The organism is Nostoc sp. 'Lobaria pulmonaria (5183) cyanobiont' (assembly GCF_002949795.1).
Lineage (GTDB): Bacteria > Cyanobacteriota > Cyanobacteriia > Cyanobacteriales > Nostocaceae > Nostoc.
In genome coordinates, this window is sequence record NZ_CP026692.1 from 45,667 (window position 1) to 62,703 (window position 17,037).

14 protein-coding genes are annotated in these 17,037 nt (G+C 43.2%); 11 read left to right on the forward strand and 3 right to left on the reverse strand.

Annotated features, from left to right (window positions below; all coding sequences use genetic code 11):
• Window positions 1-184 precede the first annotated feature (184 nt).
• Window positions 185-4,708: a DUF4347 domain-containing protein gene (locus NLP_RS35735; RefSeq protein ID WP_104904635.1), complete on the forward strand. Its 4,524-nt coding sequence runs from the start codon at window positions 185-187 to the stop codon at window positions 4,706-4,708.
• Window positions 4,709-5,121: 413 nt separating this feature from the next.
• On the opposite strand, the gene NLP_RS00225 is transcribed toward NLP_RS35735, so the two are convergent.
• Both NLP_RS00225 and NLP_RS32600 read right to left on the reverse strand, forming a co-directional pair.
• Window positions 5,122-5,472 carry a hypothetical protein gene (locus NLP_RS00225; RefSeq protein ID WP_104904636.1) on the reverse strand — a complete coding sequence of 117 codons (351 nt, stop codon included), beginning with the start codon at window positions 5,470-5,472 and terminating at the stop codon, window positions 5,122-5,124.
• A 151-nt stretch (window positions 5,473-5,623) separates the two neighbouring features.
• Window positions 5,624-5,761: a hypothetical protein gene (locus NLP_RS32600; RefSeq protein WP_158680233.1), complete on the reverse strand. Its 138-nt coding sequence runs from the start codon at window positions 5,759-5,761 to the stop codon at window positions 5,624-5,626.
• 328 nt (window positions 5,762-6,089) lie between these two features.
• Here NLP_RS32600 and NLP_RS00230 point away from each other — a divergent pair, with 328 nt between their 5' ends.
• From NLP_RS00230 to NLP_RS00285, 10 genes are all read left to right on the forward strand, one after another.
• Complete coding sequence (locus NLP_RS00230; protein ID WP_158680234.1) at window positions 6,090-6,590, forward strand: hypothetical protein; 501 nt, start codon at window positions 6,090-6,092, stop codon at window positions 6,588-6,590.
• Window positions 6,587-7,357, forward strand: a complete 771-nt coding sequence (locus NLP_RS00235; RefSeq protein ID WP_104904638.1) for a hypothetical protein — start codon at window positions 6,587-6,589, stop codon at window positions 7,355-7,357. Before NLP_RS00230 ends, NLP_RS00235 begins: the two co-directional genes overlap by 4 nt.
• Window positions 7,354-9,306: a tetratricopeptide repeat protein gene (locus NLP_RS00240; RefSeq protein WP_104904639.1), complete on the forward strand. Its 1,953-nt coding sequence runs from the start codon at window positions 7,354-7,356 to the stop codon at window positions 9,304-9,306. The genes NLP_RS00235 and NLP_RS00240 overlap by 4 nt, the downstream gene beginning before the upstream one ends.
• A gap of 184 nt (window positions 9,307-9,490) precedes the next feature.
• Window positions 9,491-9,886 carry a hypothetical protein gene (locus NLP_RS00245; protein ID WP_104904640.1) on the forward strand — a complete coding sequence of 132 codons (396 nt, stop codon included), beginning with the start codon at window positions 9,491-9,493 and terminating at the stop codon, window positions 9,884-9,886.
• Between the two features lie 675 nt (window positions 9,887-10,561).
• The gene (locus NLP_RS00255) at window positions 10,562-10,903 is read left to right on the forward strand and encodes an NINE protein (protein ID WP_104904642.1); all 342 of its coding nucleotides are present in this window, start codon (window positions 10,562-10,564) and stop codon (window positions 10,901-10,903) included.
• Between the two features lie 24 nt (window positions 10,904-10,927).
• Complete coding sequence (locus tag NLP_RS00260; protein ID WP_104904643.1) at window positions 10,928-11,623, forward strand: helix-hairpin-helix domain-containing protein; 696 nt, start codon at window positions 10,928-10,930, stop codon at window positions 11,621-11,623.
• 724 nt (window positions 11,624-12,347) lie between these two features.
• Window positions 12,348-13,472, forward strand: a complete 1,125-nt coding sequence (locus NLP_RS00270) for an acyl-CoA dehydrogenase family protein (protein WP_267894957.1) — start codon at window positions 12,348-12,350, stop codon at window positions 13,470-13,472.
• Complete coding sequence (locus NLP_RS00275) at window positions 13,462-14,211, forward strand: PIG-L deacetylase family protein (RefSeq protein WP_234017141.1); 750 nt, start codon at window positions 13,462-13,464, stop codon at window positions 14,209-14,211. Before NLP_RS00270 ends, NLP_RS00275 begins: the two co-directional genes overlap by 11 nt.
• Window positions 14,208-14,798, forward strand: a complete 591-nt coding sequence (locus NLP_RS00280; protein WP_104904646.1) for a class I SAM-dependent DNA methyltransferase — start codon at window positions 14,208-14,210, stop codon at window positions 14,796-14,798. The genes NLP_RS00275 and NLP_RS00280 overlap by 4 nt, the downstream gene beginning before the upstream one ends.
• A gap of 201 nt (window positions 14,799-14,999) precedes the next feature.
• Window positions 15,000-15,728 carry a Coq4 family protein gene (locus NLP_RS00285; protein WP_104904647.1) on the forward strand — a complete coding sequence of 243 codons (729 nt, stop codon included), beginning with the start codon at window positions 15,000-15,002 and terminating at the stop codon, window positions 15,726-15,728.
• Here NLP_RS00285 and NLP_RS00290 read toward each other — a convergent pair.
• Window positions 15,676-16,884, reverse strand: coding sequence for a glycosyltransferase family A protein (locus tag NLP_RS00290; protein WP_104909715.1), 1,209 nt, complete (start codon window positions 16,882-16,884; stop codon window positions 15,676-15,678). The genes NLP_RS00285 and NLP_RS00290 overlap by 53 nt on opposite strands.
• Between the last annotated feature and the right edge of the window lie 153 nt (window positions 16,885-17,037).

The window sequence follows — 17,037 nt, forward strand, 5'->3', positions numbered from 1 at the left end:
AGTTTATTTATGGGCACTCCTGAAATACTGCTTTACAAAAACAGGAATTGGCCTGATGATAAAAAAAGGAAATTAATGGTAACAAATAATTCATCATTACTGTTAATAATTGTGTGAAAACCCTGTAATGACAAAGCTTCAGTCAGTTTGAGTTTAACTCATAACCTTAGTTTAAGGTAACAAAATGGCAAGGTTACATACTCCACACTTCCAATTAAATTCCGTAATTCCCACCTTATATACGCATAACCTGGTTTTCATTGACACGGCAGTTGAAGACTACCAGAGTTTAATTAACGGTGTTATCCCCAGCACCGAAGTATTCGTTATTGACCCGACACAGAACGGTGTTGAGCAAATTACGCAGATTTTGGCAACTTGCGCTGACCAGAATCTTAGCAACATTCATATTGTTTGCCACGGTGCCCCTGGTAGCTTGCAACTGGGTAACACTCACTTGGGACTTGATACCCTCGAATGCCATAGCCAGCAACTGCAACAATGGCAGAAGATATTTTCCGCCTCATCTAAAACCGCTAAATCATTTATAACCAACTTACTCATCTATGGTTGCAACGTAGCTGACGGTGATCTGGGGTCAGAATTTATTGGCAAACTGCACCAACTTACAGGAGCGAATATTGCTGCTTCGCGTCAGCTGATAGGCAGTGTGGCATTAGGCGGCAATTGGGATCTGGAAGTTTGCATCGGTGATATGGAACTGACTCTAGCGTTTTCAGAAACGACGCGGGAAGCTTACGCGGGAGTACTGGCAACCTTTACGGTAAATAGTACCGGGGACGCAGATGATGGCGATCCGAATAATGGTATCACTACACTGCGGGAGGCAGTTAACTTAGCTAATGCTACTACTGGGGATGATGCGATCGCCTTTGGGGGAGTGTTTACTGATACCACCCCAGATGTAATAACCCTCACCTCTGGAAAACTGACCATTACCGATGATGTGAGCATTTTGGGAACTGGCACATCTCAGCTTACTGTGAGTGGGAATAATACTTCTAGAGTATTCGAGATATCGGGACTAGCGACAGGTGTTACTATTGATGGGCTGGCGATCGCTAGCGGCGGTATTCAAATCAATTCAAATTCCATCCTCAGCCTGACAGGAAGCAGTATTTCTGGCAATACAGAGGAAAGCGGCATCTCTAATAACGGTATCCTCAATCTTACGGGAAGTACTGTCTTTGGTAATACGAAAGGCGGAATCTATAACAGTAGCATCCTCAGCCTTACGGGAAGTCGTGTCTTTGGCAATACGGGTGACTTTGGCGGTGGCATCTATAATGACGGTTCCAACGCAAGGGTCGGTACTCTCAAGATAACGGCAAGTACTGTCTCGGGCAATACGGCAAACTACGGTGGCGGCATATACAATAAAGGCGGTACTCTCAACATAACGGCAAGTACTGTCTCTGGTAATAGGGCAAACTATAACGGCGGTGGTGTCGTTAATGGAGATGATGGTGGCTATGGTGGCGGTTCAGCTACTCTAACTAATAGCACTATCTCTGGCAATACGGCGAATGATGAAGGTGGTGGCATCTATGATTCTGGCAGCTACTCAGGCGACAACCTCACTCTGAGCAACACCACAATTACTAGCAACATAGCCGACTCAGATGGCAATGGTGTTGGCAACGGTGGGGGTGTTGCAAGTTATGGTAGCCCCATGAATGTTAGTAACACCATTATTGCAGGTAACTTTGACAATTCCACCTCCGGTGATATACATTCTGACGTGTCTGGTAGCGTCGCTGACTTTGGCAATAATTTAATTGGTGATAATACTGGTAGTACTAACTTTACCACCAGCACTCTCGTTGGCACAATCGCCAGCCCCATTGACCCAAAAATCGGGCCACTGCAAAATAACGGTGGGGCAACCTTTACTCATGCCTTACTTGCAGATAGTCCCGCTATTAATGCTGGCAATAATTCCCTAGTTCCTGTTGGTGTCAGCACCGATCAAAGGGGAGCTGGATTTGACAGGCTATCCAGCGTTGCAATTGATATTGGTTCTTATGAAGTCCACCCTACCATAATTACGCCACCTGATAATCCTGATCCCCTCGTACCCACTATCAGGATCATCGCAACTGATAACACTGCCGATGAAAACAGTGGCGATACTAGTATTTACCGCATCAGCCGCAGTAATAGCAGTGGGGCATTAACAGTCAACTTCTCTGCTAATGGTAATGCAAGTATCGCAGATTACAACTTAAGCGTGGGTAGCAACCCTGTCATTGACAACAGTATCGTAATTGCTGATGGACAAAGCTATGTAGATATCACCCTGACGCCTGTCAATGATATTCAGGCAGAAGCGGCAGAAAATCTTACTCTCAGCTTGGCAGCAGATTCAGCTTACCAAATCGATAATGTGGATTATATTGCCACAGTAGCGATCGCAGCCAATGATTTCGTAGTGACTAATACCAACGACTCCGGAGACGGGTCGTTGCGACAGGCTATCCTCAATGCCAATGCCTTTGCTGGGGCAGATACGATTACCTTTGCAGGCGTATTTAGTGATGCCACTCCAGATATCATTACCCTTACCTCTGGTAAATTGACGATTACCGATGATATTACCCTTTTGGGGACTGGGGCAGCAAACCTCATCGTCAGTGGAAATAATGCCTCAGGCGTGTTTGAGATATCGGGGACAGGGACAGATGCCAGTATTGATGGCTTGAAGATTGCTAATGCTAACGATCCCTTTGGCGGTATTTTGCTTAATAACAATACTAGCCTCAACTTGACGCAAAGCATTGTCTCTGATGGTAGGGGGACGGTAGGCGGCATTTTTAACAAAGGCACTCTCAGCTTGACAAGCAGCACTGTCTCTAGTAATAGGGGGTCATCGTTAGGCGGAGGCATATTTAACAAAGGCAACCTCAGCCTCACTAACAGCATTGTCTCTGGCAATAGTGCATCTACCAATTACTCCTCTGCCAGCGGTGGTGGCATATTTAATATAGGTACTCTCAGCCTGACAGGAAGCACTATCTCTGGTAATGGGGTTTCCGCCAGTGGTCAGTCTCGTTATGAACCTGACCCTTACCCGTCCTATGGTGGTGGTATCTATAACTCTGGCAGTGTCAGCTTGAGTAATAGTACTATCTCTGGTAATTCAGCACTTTCTGGAGGCGGCATATCTAACTCAAGCATCCTTAACATCACCAACAGTACTGTCTCTGGCAATACGGCAAGTGGAGGGGACGGTGGCGGCATCTCTAGCTCAGGTATCCTCAATCTGAACAGTACCACGATTACCAATAACACCGCAGAAGACCTTTACAACTGGGGAGGCGGCACTGGTGGAGGTGTTTCTGGTGGCGGGACTGTGATTGTTGCGAACACCATCATTGCAGGCAACTTCAACAACAGGAATCTCTACGGCGGCGACATCAACCCCGACGTTTCCGGCGACTTCACCGACGACGGTAATAACCTGATTGGAGATAACACTGGTAGCGCTGGTTTTACTACCAGCAGCATCGTTGGCAGCAGCGCCAACCCTATCGATCCCAAACTTAGCCCACTGCAAAATAACGGTGGTGCAACCCTTACCCATGCGTTACTTGTGGATAGTCGCGCCATTAATGCTGGTAATAATGCCCTGATTCCAGCAGGTATCACCACTGACCAACGCAGCGTCGGATTTGACAGAGTATCTGAGGGTACAGTTGATATTGGTGCATTAGAGTTCAACGGTTTGATTGGAACCAGTGGCGCTGATAATTTAGTGGGCAACAACTACGCTGACATAATTGATGCTGAAGTCGGGAACGATATCATCACAGGTAATCAAGACAATGACTTCCTAACTGGTGGCGGTGGTAAAGATAAATTTGTTTACAATTTAGGTGACGGTGTTGATACCATTAGCGATTTTGGTGAGTTAGGAAAAGGCTCAAATCCATCGGCAGCAATCGTTGGCGAATTGGATACACTCAAATTCCAAGGTACTGAATTGACTGCCCGAAATCTGCTACTTACCCAGAATAGTAACAATCTGGAAATCACTTTTGAAGGCGTAGTTGATGACAAAGTTATCCTGCAAAACTTTGCCCTGGAAAACTTAGACAACCTTTCCAGCATCGGCAATATCCTGTTTGATGGGCAAAGCAGCATTCGTGATAGTTTTGATGTCTTTAATGCCAACTCCACCCAAAGCACCATCTTCAACAAAAACACAGTCACCTTTGTCAATGACCTGAACAATAATGTCAATGGCTTTGATAACTCAGATGATGTCATTAATGGTCAGGGGGGTGATGACCGCATCGACGGCAAGAGTGGCAATGACCTATTACGCGGTGGTGCAGGTAACGATACCCTAATTGGTGGTGCTGGCGATGACATTCTTATTGGTGGTAGAGGTAAAGATATCCTAACTGGTGGTAGCGGTCATGACCAGTTCATCTACCAAACCTTGACCGTTCCCAGTGATACAATCACTGACTTTCATCAGAGCGAGGATAAGTTAGTCCTCACTAACCTGTTTAAGAGTCAGGGCTACACTGGCAGCAATCCCATCGGTGATGGCTACCTACATTTTGTGCAATTGGGTACTTCTACACAAGTTAGTTACGGTAAGGATTACACTGACACCTTTGTAACTTTGGATAATTTCACCGCGACAAATCTGGTAGTCGGTAGTAATGTCCTTGTCTAGCGTTTAGATTTAGCATGGTATGGCGGGAATACACTTTTGTCGGACATCATAACTAGTACAGTTTGGCAAAAGTAAGCAGACCATTAAAAGCTACAAAAATTTGGCAGACTGCAAGGCTTAAAAATGGTATGTGTATTTACGCCGCATGGTACTGGGACAGACCACTAGTACCGCAAGGCGGAAGTCAAAAGTCAAAAGAATTGTATTTCAGGCTTTTACACCATTTGAAATAATATGTTTATTTACGCCGTGCTGTACTAGTACAATGTCTAACCTAGTTTTAAGGGTTTGTAGTAAGGTTTAGTCCTTACTACAAACTTGCTTACCCATCAATTTCAAATTGACAGATTATTAGCAAGGATTTTGGGAAACGCATAATTAATTAAAACTACAGCGTCAGATTTTATACCTGATTATTCTCTCCTTATATCTAACTGTACTTGTAGTCCATCATTGTCATTGCCTGACTGAGCCGGTGTTAAGAAAACCGAAGTGTCTGGCTGTGATAATGATTCGTTAAAGCGGATTTGGGCTGGAGTTTTATTATCTCTTCTATTGTTGGAAATACTTGCTGGATTCGTTTGCTCAAAAAAACTTTTAAAGTCATTTTGGGCTGTTTTCCGAGCGATTCCAACTAGAGAATCACCAGTTAATCTGTATTGTCCGGGATTTGAGTTTGATGCTGGTGATTGAGCGTAGACTTGGGTTCCTAAGGTTGCAAAAGCTGCCGTAATCCCCAAGAGAGCAATAATTTTGGCGTTCATTTGTTAGATCCAAATTATTTTTAATATTGCTTGTCTATTATTCTCTGGGAAAAATATTTTGATTAACTCTATCATTAGGTTCAACTATAATAATTTTATTGCGTATATACTTATCGTGTCAATGATTTTTGCTATTTTAGGTATTAACAAGTTATAGCTTTGGCATCTCTTTGGAAGTTGGATTATCTGGTTCAGTTTCTTTGCGATCGCAGTTAAGTTCGTTGAGATATGCCAGCATTAAATTAAGGATATTTAACAGTCGCAGTAGAGCGATGCCTACGGTGGTCACTGAGCTTTGTCGTTCGCGCAGCGTCTCGTAGAGAAGTGCGGGCTACGCCAACGCACTCAGCACAGAAAGCCCTAAGATTGCGTCAGCGTAGCCCATCGTAGACATTGCTAACAAACAGGTGCTTTCTCACTGCCAGCGATACCAATCTAGATATTCAGTATGCCGTTAAGTATCTAGGGTGTATAGTAAATTCAGCGTAATTACAGCTATTTTCAGGTAAATAGACCACGCAGTAGGGGCGCAAGGCCTTGCGCCCCTACAACAGATGTGGTTCAAATACTTGAATTCTGCTGTAAGCGGAATCGCAACCGAATTAGTTTATTTTGCTATGCCAAATGAGCTTTTACAAATTTTAGTAGCTGCATTTATCGGTGCTGCTTCTGGGTATCTGATTAATCAATTACCCCCACTCAGAACCTTTCGGGGTAGCTGGTTCTTGGTTACTGCTGTAGTAATTGAACTTGCTCTCTTGTCAGGCATTTGGGCATGGTTGTCTGGAGAAGTTGCTAAAACATCAAATGTCAGAGGATTGGTTCAAATGATTGGTGCTGCCTTGGTGGGAGCTTTTTTAGTGAATATTCTCCAACTCATCTTGGGTAACGCTTGGGGTAGACAGTCTGCACAACCGACTCCCCCTCAGCCAGATACAAATCGGGGAACTGTTGTCAAAGGGACACGGATGAAAGGGAGCGGAAATAAAGCAAAAGTTACTAAAGGAGACGTTTGGGTAGAAAATACTGATATAGACGGTGAGAACCAAGAGTTTTCTGTGACAGATGATGCCAATCCTCCATCTTCTCCTCAACAAAATAATCCTCCGAATCCATGATTATTGCCAATCGCACACAGGAACTTCTACTTTTTAATCGGATGGTGGAGGGAAGCGTTGCCAAACGTATACTTTTAATTAAAGCCGAATCTGGTTTTGGCAAAACTTGGTTACTAACAAGGTTTAAGCACACATTACCTGAAGAAAATGTATTGTGTGTGGACATAGATATCAAATCAGCAGAGCGAGGGATTGCCTACATTTTTGACTGTGTACCTGACTATTTAGGAAAGAAACGTTTTCCCAGGTTAAATGCTGCTATGGAGCAATATCTCAGTTCAGGGATAGAAGTCTCTGACACAACAATGATTGGCAAAGATAACCAGTTAAGTGTGGTTTTCTCTGGTGAAGATAAGTTGGCACTCGATCTTCGCTTTGCTAAACTACAGGAAGCATTTTTTCAGGACTTGGAGCAAATTCCTGAAAAGCTAGTATTTTTGTTTGATTCTTACCAAAAAGCTCCCACTGAACTGGCAAACTGGTTAAGTGGCAAATTTTTAAGACAAGTTGTCAAGATAAAAAAGCTGATTGTGGTAATTGCCGGACAGGAGATTCCTGAACCAACAGTTGAGTGGATGGGTTTACATGACTTTTGTCCTTTGGGAGCGATTTCGGAATTGAAAGCTTGGTGTGACTATGCCCAAAATGAAGGACTATCGCTGAATGAATTTGAAGTCCAGTCCGCAATGATACTGTGTCAAGGTCAACCTGCGAAAACTATGACAGCCTTAAGGACGCTACACGCGACGCCGAGGAAACGGCTGTGAATAATTTATTTTTAGAGAAGCTGGCAAAGGCACAAACAGACGAGGAACGCTCTTGGATTGTCACGGAGAGTTTTCTGGAAACGCTTTCGCCTGAGTTAGCTGCGGCTGTATGGGCGGCGGTAGTGCCACATTGGTTTAATGCAGAGATTTTGGCAGCACTGCGCCCAGAATTGCAAACACAATCATCTCAGCTTTATACAGAATTGCAAGCTTTACCTTTTGTGGAAGAGTTTCCTGATAGAGGGCATAATGTTCATGATTTGACGCGAAATCTGATGTTAAAACATCTGCGTCTTGAACGTCGGGATGAGTTTATCACGTTGTCGCAACGGGCAGTTGAGTATTTTGGCAACACTAATGAACAGCCAGAAACTCAAATTGAATGGCTGTATCACTTGATTGTAGTTGACCGGGAGTGGGAAGGCAGGGAGCTTTGGGATTTAGCCCAAAAGTGGAATAATAATTTTCGTGTTGCCGAACTAGAATCGCTGATTACAGCATTATTAGAACAGATTGCAGCAGAGCAAGTGGCAACACCAGCTAAAGCAGAAGTTTATTATTGGGCAGGGAAAGCGAAGTTTCGAGTTTATCGAGCAACCGAAGCCTTAGAGCGCTACGAAGCAGCATTGGCATTCTACCGCGACATTGGCGCTCGCTTGGGTGAAGCTAATACATTAAAAGCAATCGGCGATGTCTTGCAGTTCCTAGACCGACGCACCGAAGCCTTAGAGCGCTACGAAGCAGCATTGGCATTCTACCGCGACACAGGTTCTCGCTTGGGTGAAGCTAATACATTAATAGCAATCGGCGATGTCTTGCAGTTCCTAGACCGACGCACCGAAGCCTTAGAGCGCTACGAAGCAGCATTGGCATTCTACCGCGACATAGGCGATCGCTTGGGTGAAGCTAATACTTTACAAGCTATCGGCGATGTCTTGCAGTTCCTAGACCGACGCACCGAAGCCTTAGAGCGCTACGAAGCAGCATTGGCATTCTACCGCGACATAGGCGCTCGCTTGGGTGAAGCTAATACATTAAAAGCAATCGGCGATGTCTTGCAGTTCCTAGACCGACGCACCGAAGCCTTAGAGCGCTACGAAGCAGCATTGGCATTCTACCGCGACATTGGCGCTCGCTTGGGTGAAGCTAATACATTAAAAGCAATCGGCGATGTCTTGCAGTTCCTCAAACGCAGCACCGAAGCCTTAGAGCGCTACGAAGCAGCATTGGCATTCTACCGCGACATTGGCGATCGCTTGGGTGAAGCTAATACCTTAAAAGCTATCGGCGATGTCTTGCAGTTCCTAGACCGACGCACCGAAGCCTTAGAGCGCTACGAAGCAGCTTTGGCATTCTACCGCGACATTGGCGATCGCTTGGGTGAAGCTAATACATTAAGAGCAATCGGCGATGTCTTGCAGTTCCTAGACCGACGCACCGAAGCCTTAGAGCGCTACGAAGCAGCTTTGGCATTCTACCGCGACATTGGCGATCGCTTGGGTGAAGCTAATACATTAATAGCTATCGGCGATGTCTTGCAGTTCCTAGACCGACGCAGCGAAGCCTTAGAGCGCTACGAAGCAGCTTTGGCATTCTACCGCGACATTGGCGATCGCTTGGGTGAAGCTAATACATTACAAGCAATCGGCATCTTGCAAGAAAATTTAACTTTGGGTTTAGAGTATTGTCAGGCAGCGTTAGAACTGTATACCCAAATTGGTGATAAGTATAGCCAAAGTCGTAATTTAATTTACTTCACATCTGAAATTCTCTTAAAACTGGGACGGCAAAAAGAGGCTGTAGATGCGCTCAATCGGGCTATTGACCTTGCTAGAGAGATTCCCTATCAAATCTTTGTAGAAGATGCGACAGCTAAACTCCGAGAAATCCAACAAAAAAAATCATGGTTTTCAATAATAAAATCATGGTTTTCATTAATAAAATCATGAGTTTCATTCACAAAATCACGGTTTTCATTCACAAACTCACGAGTTTCGTTAACAAAATCACGATTTTTGCGAAAAATACTTAATTAACCGTTATATTAAATACTAAATTTTGAGGATTTCACTGAACTAAAATCCCGCTTTAGTGAGGCAAACTAGCTTTAAAGCAGATAAAAAGGATATATTTATGTCGCGTCAAAAACGTACATACCGCGTTCTAGAAAAAGCTGAATTCAGAACGGCGGGACTTAAAGCCATCGATCCGACTATAGATTTTGGGGATGGGCGCAACTTAGAAAGCATGACACAATTAATTGAGCAATACCGTACCAAGATAGATGCTTATAATACTGCTCTAGCCACGATCGACTCTTCTAAAACTGAGATGGACGAATTGGAGAGAACTTTAGGCGATCTAACTGAAAAAATGCTCCTGGGAGTTGCTTTTAAATACGGCAAAGACAGCTATGAATATCAGATGGCGGGTGGTGTTCGTAAAAGCGATCGCATCCGTAAAAGCAGAGCAACCCGCTTGAAAACGACTTTAGAGCAAGCAGCTACTAAGAGTGCTACAACTGCATAAAACCGTCTCAGACTTAAGTCTGCACTATTGAAACAAAACCTGTTTTTAGCAGGTTTTTAGGCACAAATAGGAATTATCCAAAGTAAAACAAGAACTGCTAATCGCTGTCGTGCTTGAATTTTAGATTGTTCTCTTGTCTAAAACAGCAAATAAGGCAAAACTTAAGTAATTTTTTCTGCTGTGTATTTTACTTTAGTCATCAGAAACTTTACGTAACTCTATTGATGTAACTATAAGTAAAGTCGGTAAAATTCGTGAGGTTTAACAGATATAAATTAACTAAAATTAGCTTTAAATCACATTCAATATCTGTTAAACCAAACAAATTTGTCATAACCGCTCGATTGTTTATAAGCAATTATTGCTCAACATCACTTTATCTACTGATGAGCAACTTGAATAACCAAAGACTCAAACTTAAACTTCATCAGTTGCGTTTAGTTCCATATCTAGCAATTGGTTCTCTGATTTTTTATTTAAATTCTAATCTAGATTTAAACTACATAGTTAAAGGATATTTAGTCTTAATGGAATCTCAGCTATGTATAATTGTTATTTATTTGTTGACAGCAAAGTTCACTAATAAACCAGATAAATAATCAGGAAAGGTCAAAAACTTTGTTTGTATTATATGCCAATAGACATTTATGAGAGTTAATTAAAGAAGTAAATACCATGAAAACTAAATCTACAGCAATTATACTTTGCTTTTTTGGCGGGTGGCTGGGAGTTCACAAATTTTATTTAGGAGAAAATGTAGCAGGTATTTTGTACTTATTATTTTTCTGGACTTGTATTCCATCTTTAATCGCCTTTGTTGAGTTCTTCGTTCTAGTTTTAATGTCAGATACCGAATTCAACACAAAATATAATCACAGTATAGCAAGCGCTGGTGGAGCAGTATCTGCAAAAGATGCAACCAGTGCCTTAGCAGATTTAAAAAATCTTTTTGATTCTGGGATAATTACCGCAGAAGAGTATGAAGAAAAGCGCCAAAAGCTTTTGAAACATTTGTAAATTAAAATTATCAGTCGATTTGTGATGTCCCAATCTAAATCTTGGTTCCAACAAACTCCTGCTTGGGTGTGGTTATCATTAATTCCGACATTGGGAGGATTTGCTATTGCCTATGCAGGTTATAAATCCAAGACTAATACTTGGATTGTCATCGGGATTAGCACCTCTGTTTTAGCTTTATCTGTAAATAGTTTAGCCTTCGCAATCTGGATGGCGCAAATTGGTATTGCTTTTTATCTCAAAAAATCTTATTTAATCAAAACCTATCCAAAGAATTTACCAATTCCTGAAGAACAAGAGTTAGCAAAGTTAGTTGCGAATACTCGTGAAAAAGTAGATATTAATGAATGCTCTAAACATGAACTAGTTAATTATTTAGGGCTACCGATAGTTTATGCAAATAACATCGAATCCTTGATGAATGAGGGATATGTTTTCACTCATGTAGAAGAGTTAATCGAAATAGCCGGAATTCCCGAAAAGCAGGTAACTCGAATTACACCACTAATTACTTTTGGCTACAACTACAAAAAAGAAGCTGATTTTTCTTGGAAACGATTAAACACCTATTCAACCGATGAATTAATTACCTGTGGATTAGATGGTGCGATCGCAGAACAAATTGTAGCAGAAAGGAAACAACGAGGTGAGTATAAATCCTTGATTGATGTCAAGCAGCGCACTGGATTACCGTTTACTACTTATCGTCATATAGCTTAGTACAGCTTGTCAGAAAAAAGGGTGAAAACTTTATCAAGAAGCCGAACTCAAATACTTAATGATTCCTCTTCACATAACCTGATAACTGCGGCTTGATTTCTGTCCCTTTTTAATCACGCTCTGTACTTACTTCGTTGCCTTTGAACCTGACTGTACAAGGGAACTGTCTAAGAGGATGTTTGAAAAGTCGTATTGTCGGTATAAAAAGTTCTAGATCCCCCTAAATCCCCCTTATAAAGGGGGACTTTTATTCCGGTTCCCACCTTTTGAAGGGGGGTTAGGGGGGATTTAAAAGTGCCTAAAATCACAATGAAATACTTTTCAAACAACCTCTAAGCTGCGTTATATATCAGTCTCTTTCTTTGGTAGAATCGAGAGTAGCGAGTAAAGATGACCAATGTTGATAAGTTTATTACCTTGTCTTGGATTCGGTTGATAAATATACCCATGTTCAACTAACGTCCTAGCGGTCAGGACGCGGTTGAGGCGTTGTATCAGTTGTGAATAAGTAAAAAGTTTGTTATTGAAATTTTGCTTCTTTTAATTAAGTATATAATCACACAAAAGATAGAGGTATTAAACGACTTAATTTGATTATTATCAACAATGCATAAATAAAGATTATACAAAGGAGTCGGTTATTAGCATCCAACTATCACAGAATGTCGTCATTCCTAAATGGCATGATTCCAACATTGCTCTGGATCTCAAACGTGCCACAGAAATTGCTGATTATTGTGCAAATAATGCCAGTGTAATAGATTACAATGGTGCTTTTCCCAAGCAGGAGTTTGAGTTAATTGCTAAGGCTGGGTTGTTGGCTGCACCATTGGCGAAAGAATTAGGCGGATGGGGTGCAGGAATAGATGCTAGTGTTACCTACGAGCTTCTAAGACTATTAAAACAGATAGGGCATGGCAATCTAGCAGTTGGGCGAATTTATGAAGGACATATCAACGCCCTGCAACTGATTCAGACTTTTGGGACTGGAGAACAAATTACAAGCTACGCTCGTGATGCCCGCGATCGTCATAAAATATTTGGCGTTTGGAATGCCGAAGCCTCAGATGGTGTGAAGGTAATTCCTTGTGAAAATGGACGTTATCGGTTGGAAGGTTCTAAAACGTTTTGTACTGGCGCAGGCTATGTGGAACGTCCTTTCGTGAATGGAGTATTGCCAGATGGCGGTTGGCAAATATGCATTGTGCCGATGGACGAAGTGACAACAGTTAGCGATCCAGCTTGGTGGCAACCTTCTGGGATGCGAGCTACTGCTAGTTATAAAGTAGATTTTAGCGGTGTAGAGTTGGATGGGAGCGCTTTAATCGGCCAGCCAGGAGATTACTATCGACAGCCTTGGTTATCTGTTGGGGTGATTCGGTTTGCGGCTGTGCAATTAGGTGGGGCAGAAGCACTGTTTAACCTGACTCGCCAGTATCTCCAAGAGTTGGAATATACGAACGATCCATATCAAAAAGAACGGCTGGGCAGAATGGCGATCGCTATTGAAAATGGTAATCTCTGGCTGCGGGGAGCTGCGGATAAAGTAGCAGCGTATGCACCGATATTTGGTGGCTATCCCACAGTTCCCCAGCCGCAAGCAGACCAACTCGTTGCCTATGCAAACATGGTGAGGACAGCAATTGAACAAATTTGCATTGATGTCATGCAGTTGTGCGAACGTTCTGTTGGAACTCGTGGCTTAATGCCACCAAATCCGATGGAACGCATCATCCGAGATTTGACTCTGTATCTGCGTCAACCTGCTTTTGATGCATCCTTGGCAAATGTAGGGCAGTATGTCCTGCGTGAAAGTAATCCTGCTGATTTGCTTTGGAATGATGAATAAATCTGGCTTGATTGGATTACCACTAAGCAATCCGAGTGGTTTGCCCTGGCGTTCAATTAACGAGATTGCTTGTAGTTCAGCACTAATCGTCGCACCCCATCCTGATGATGAGACATTAGGTTGTGGGGGTGCGATCGCGCTGTTACGGTCTTTAAATTGTCATCTGCAAGTATTAGTCATCAGTGATGGTACACTTTCACACCCTCATTCTCTGAAATATCCCGCAAATAAACTCCGGGAATTGCGGGAAGCGGAAACGCTATCAGCCATGAAATTGCTAGGTGTAGAGGGAAATGCTGTCACCTTCTGGAGAATCCAAGATGGGTCAATAACAACACAGTATCAAAGTGCAGTAGCTAGTTGTCGTGCTTATATCACAGAAGTCGCCCCAGAAATTATCTTTTTACCGTGGCGATATGACCCTCACGCAGACCATCGAGCAACCTGGAAGTTAATTAAAGCAGCACTGGATGATTTGCGCTTATCCCCCCGATTGATTGAATATCCGATTTGGGATTGGGACTGGAAGCAACGCGGGAGTTTGCCAGCATCTCTTGAGGTGACAACTTGGCGGTTAAATATTAGCGCAGTAGTGGAGTTGAAACAACAAGCGATCGCTGCTTATCGTTCCCAAATTACAGACTTAATTGACGATGACCCAGAAGGCTTTCGCCTGACTTCCGAAATGTTAGCGAACTTCACTCATCCTTGGGAAGTTTATATAGAGGAAAACCTATGAACCCGTCACAATCCGACTCCTTACCACCCAGCTACTTCGATAAACTCTACACCGAAAACCTCGACCCGTGGAGATTTGAGACAAGCGAATACGAAGCTAACAAATATGCTGCCACAATCGCAGCTTTACCCAAAGAGCGCTATCGGTCTGCCTTTGAAATCGGCGGTTCTATTGGCGTTTTAACTGAGAAACTCCAACAGCGTTGTGACTCACTCCTCTCAGTTGATGTATCAAAACTAGCTCAGGATAGAGCAAAAGAGCGCTGTCAGCATCTCTCCAATGTCAAGTTCCAGATTCTGCGTGTCCCAGCGCAATATCCTGATGAAATATTTGATTTGACTCTAGTCTCGGAAGTTGGCTATTACTGGAGCTGGGAAGACCTGAAAAAATCGCAGCAGTACATTTTAGAACACTTAGAACCTGGAGGACATCTACTTTTAGTTCATTGGACACTCTATGCCCGTGATTATCCGTTGAGTGGGGATGAAGTTCATGACTCGTTTTTAGAGTTGACCCCCAATAAACTGCGACATTTAAAAGGTCAACGCGAGGAAGAATATCGACTTGATTTATTCGAGCGAGTCTGATAAAAATTCTCCGTAAACTTGCACTTAATGATTATTGCTTCTTCCTTGGCGTACTTCTCTACGAGACGCTGCGCGTTGGCGGAAGCCTCTGGTAGAGATGGCGGTTCGTTTAATAAAAATTAAGTGCATCTTCAAAAACAAATGTGGGAGTTGCGCTCCAGTTATAATTCATTATTCATTTTGATTATCTAAGGTTTCCCGATGTCAAAACCTCCCTCCATTATCGATGCTGATATAAGTCGATCAGTTACTCCAGAACTTCTCTTAGGTCTGCAAGGTTTCGTTGCCTTTATCGATAACGGAATAGATATCAACGCAGTTTTTGATATTGCTGCTGCCTTAGTCAACCATGAAGTCTCTGCTGCCGCGATTACCTATCTCAAATCCCATCCTGAAATCGCTCAACTTTTTGAAGAACAATATATTGCACCGACTCCCAATCTAGAAGCGTTACTCAAGCTGCCATCTGATTCGTTAGGCTTTGCCTATGCCTCTCATATGCGAGCAGGGAACCTCCATCCAGAGTTTTATCGCAAAGTCGAGCTAACTGATGACGCGAGCTATTTAGCTCTGCGTATGCGACAAACCCATGATATTTGGCATACTGTTACAGGATTTGGCATCGATTCTGTTGGGGAAATTGGCCTGCAAGCATTTCAGCTCGCGCAAAATCGCTCTCCGCTAGCAGTGATGTTGATTGCCGCAATAACCCTGAATACGATCAAGATGAACAGCGATTTAAACCCGCTTGTACGTGTCATTCAGCAGGGCTACGATTTGGGGTATCAGGCAAAACCCTTTCTGGCGCAGAAGTGGGAAGAGGCTTGGGAAAAGCCTCTAGCAGACTGGCGATTGGAGTTAAATGTCACTCCTCTAATTACTGACGCAAACTCTCAAGACGCAAGCGCAAATCCCCAATTGCTTGTTTAATATCCACGTATTTCCAGCGCGAAGTCCAAGTTCCTTCTTCCTGCTGGCGTTCTTCGACTAGTTCAAACAACTCACCAAAGGTATAAGATTGCGTTAATTTCTCGACAAGCCATTGGGCTGAAACTCCCAGCATCTCTGCCAAGGACGTGACACTGGGATAACATGGCTGATAGCCATTGAGAGCGCACCACCACATCAGTCGTAATTGGCGACGTGCAACAAAACGAGTTTCGATAGCCGCTGCTGGCTCGACTACAAATGCTTGCTGTTGCCGTCCCATTTCTATCCATTCATTCAGTTGATTTGCTAAACCGACATTAGTACGTCCGATTTGTCTTGCCGAAGTTACTACCCGCACTAGCAAACTGTGGCGGAAACGGGCATTTATCCGTACCAAGGCACGATAAAAAGCCACATCTTCAGGAGTCCGCACTGGCGGTAAGCCTCCTGCCAGTGCATACATTTCTGCTGTTACTGCTAAACTTGCTCCATAGTGTTGATAGTGGCGGGGAAAGCTGTCATAGGGGTCGGGATCGAGATAAGCTTCTAATTCGCTAATTAAATAGCGGTAGCCCACTTCACGCAGAAAGCAAGCTCTGGCGTAAGGGTCTAAAGCCGCACGACCAGCACGTTCAGTGATAATTCGCCCACCGACAGCATCAGCACCACAGTTAATTTCGTACAGGTTGGCAGCAATCCAAGTTGGGCTTACTTGCGAGTCTCCATCAGTTGAAGCAATTATCCCCCTTGTACGTCCTAAACTACACAAACGGCGGTATGCTTCATCCATCAAAATCTGCCGCACTCGACCAATATAGGCTTGTGCAGGTGGCAGAGTTTTTTCAACTACATGCAGTGCTATATCTGGATGTTGCCCCGCGAAACTCCGGGCTATAGCTGCTGAATCATCGCTACAATTATTTGCCAACAAAATTATTTCGTAGCGTTTGGGATCTAAAAGCTGTCCTTCGAGATCAACTTGATGTATCAAGGCAGTAAGGGTTGCTACCAATGTCTGAGCTTCATTGCAAACTGGAACAATTACACAAACTTCACAATGTGGTGAAGGTGGTACTTGTACTAAAGTTTGAGAAGAATCTTTATCAAGTTGTACAGATGGAAAGTCAGCAACGAGGAGTGAGCGCTTACTTTCCATAAAAACCATTTTTCCATCTCCAGGAACAGCGACACAGGATATTCATCTACAATCGGAAATTATTAGTAATTTGTAATACTATTTTGAATGTTCTTTGATTTACTTGGAATCTACCTACAGTAAGTAGATCGAAAACTTTTAGAGTTTGACGAA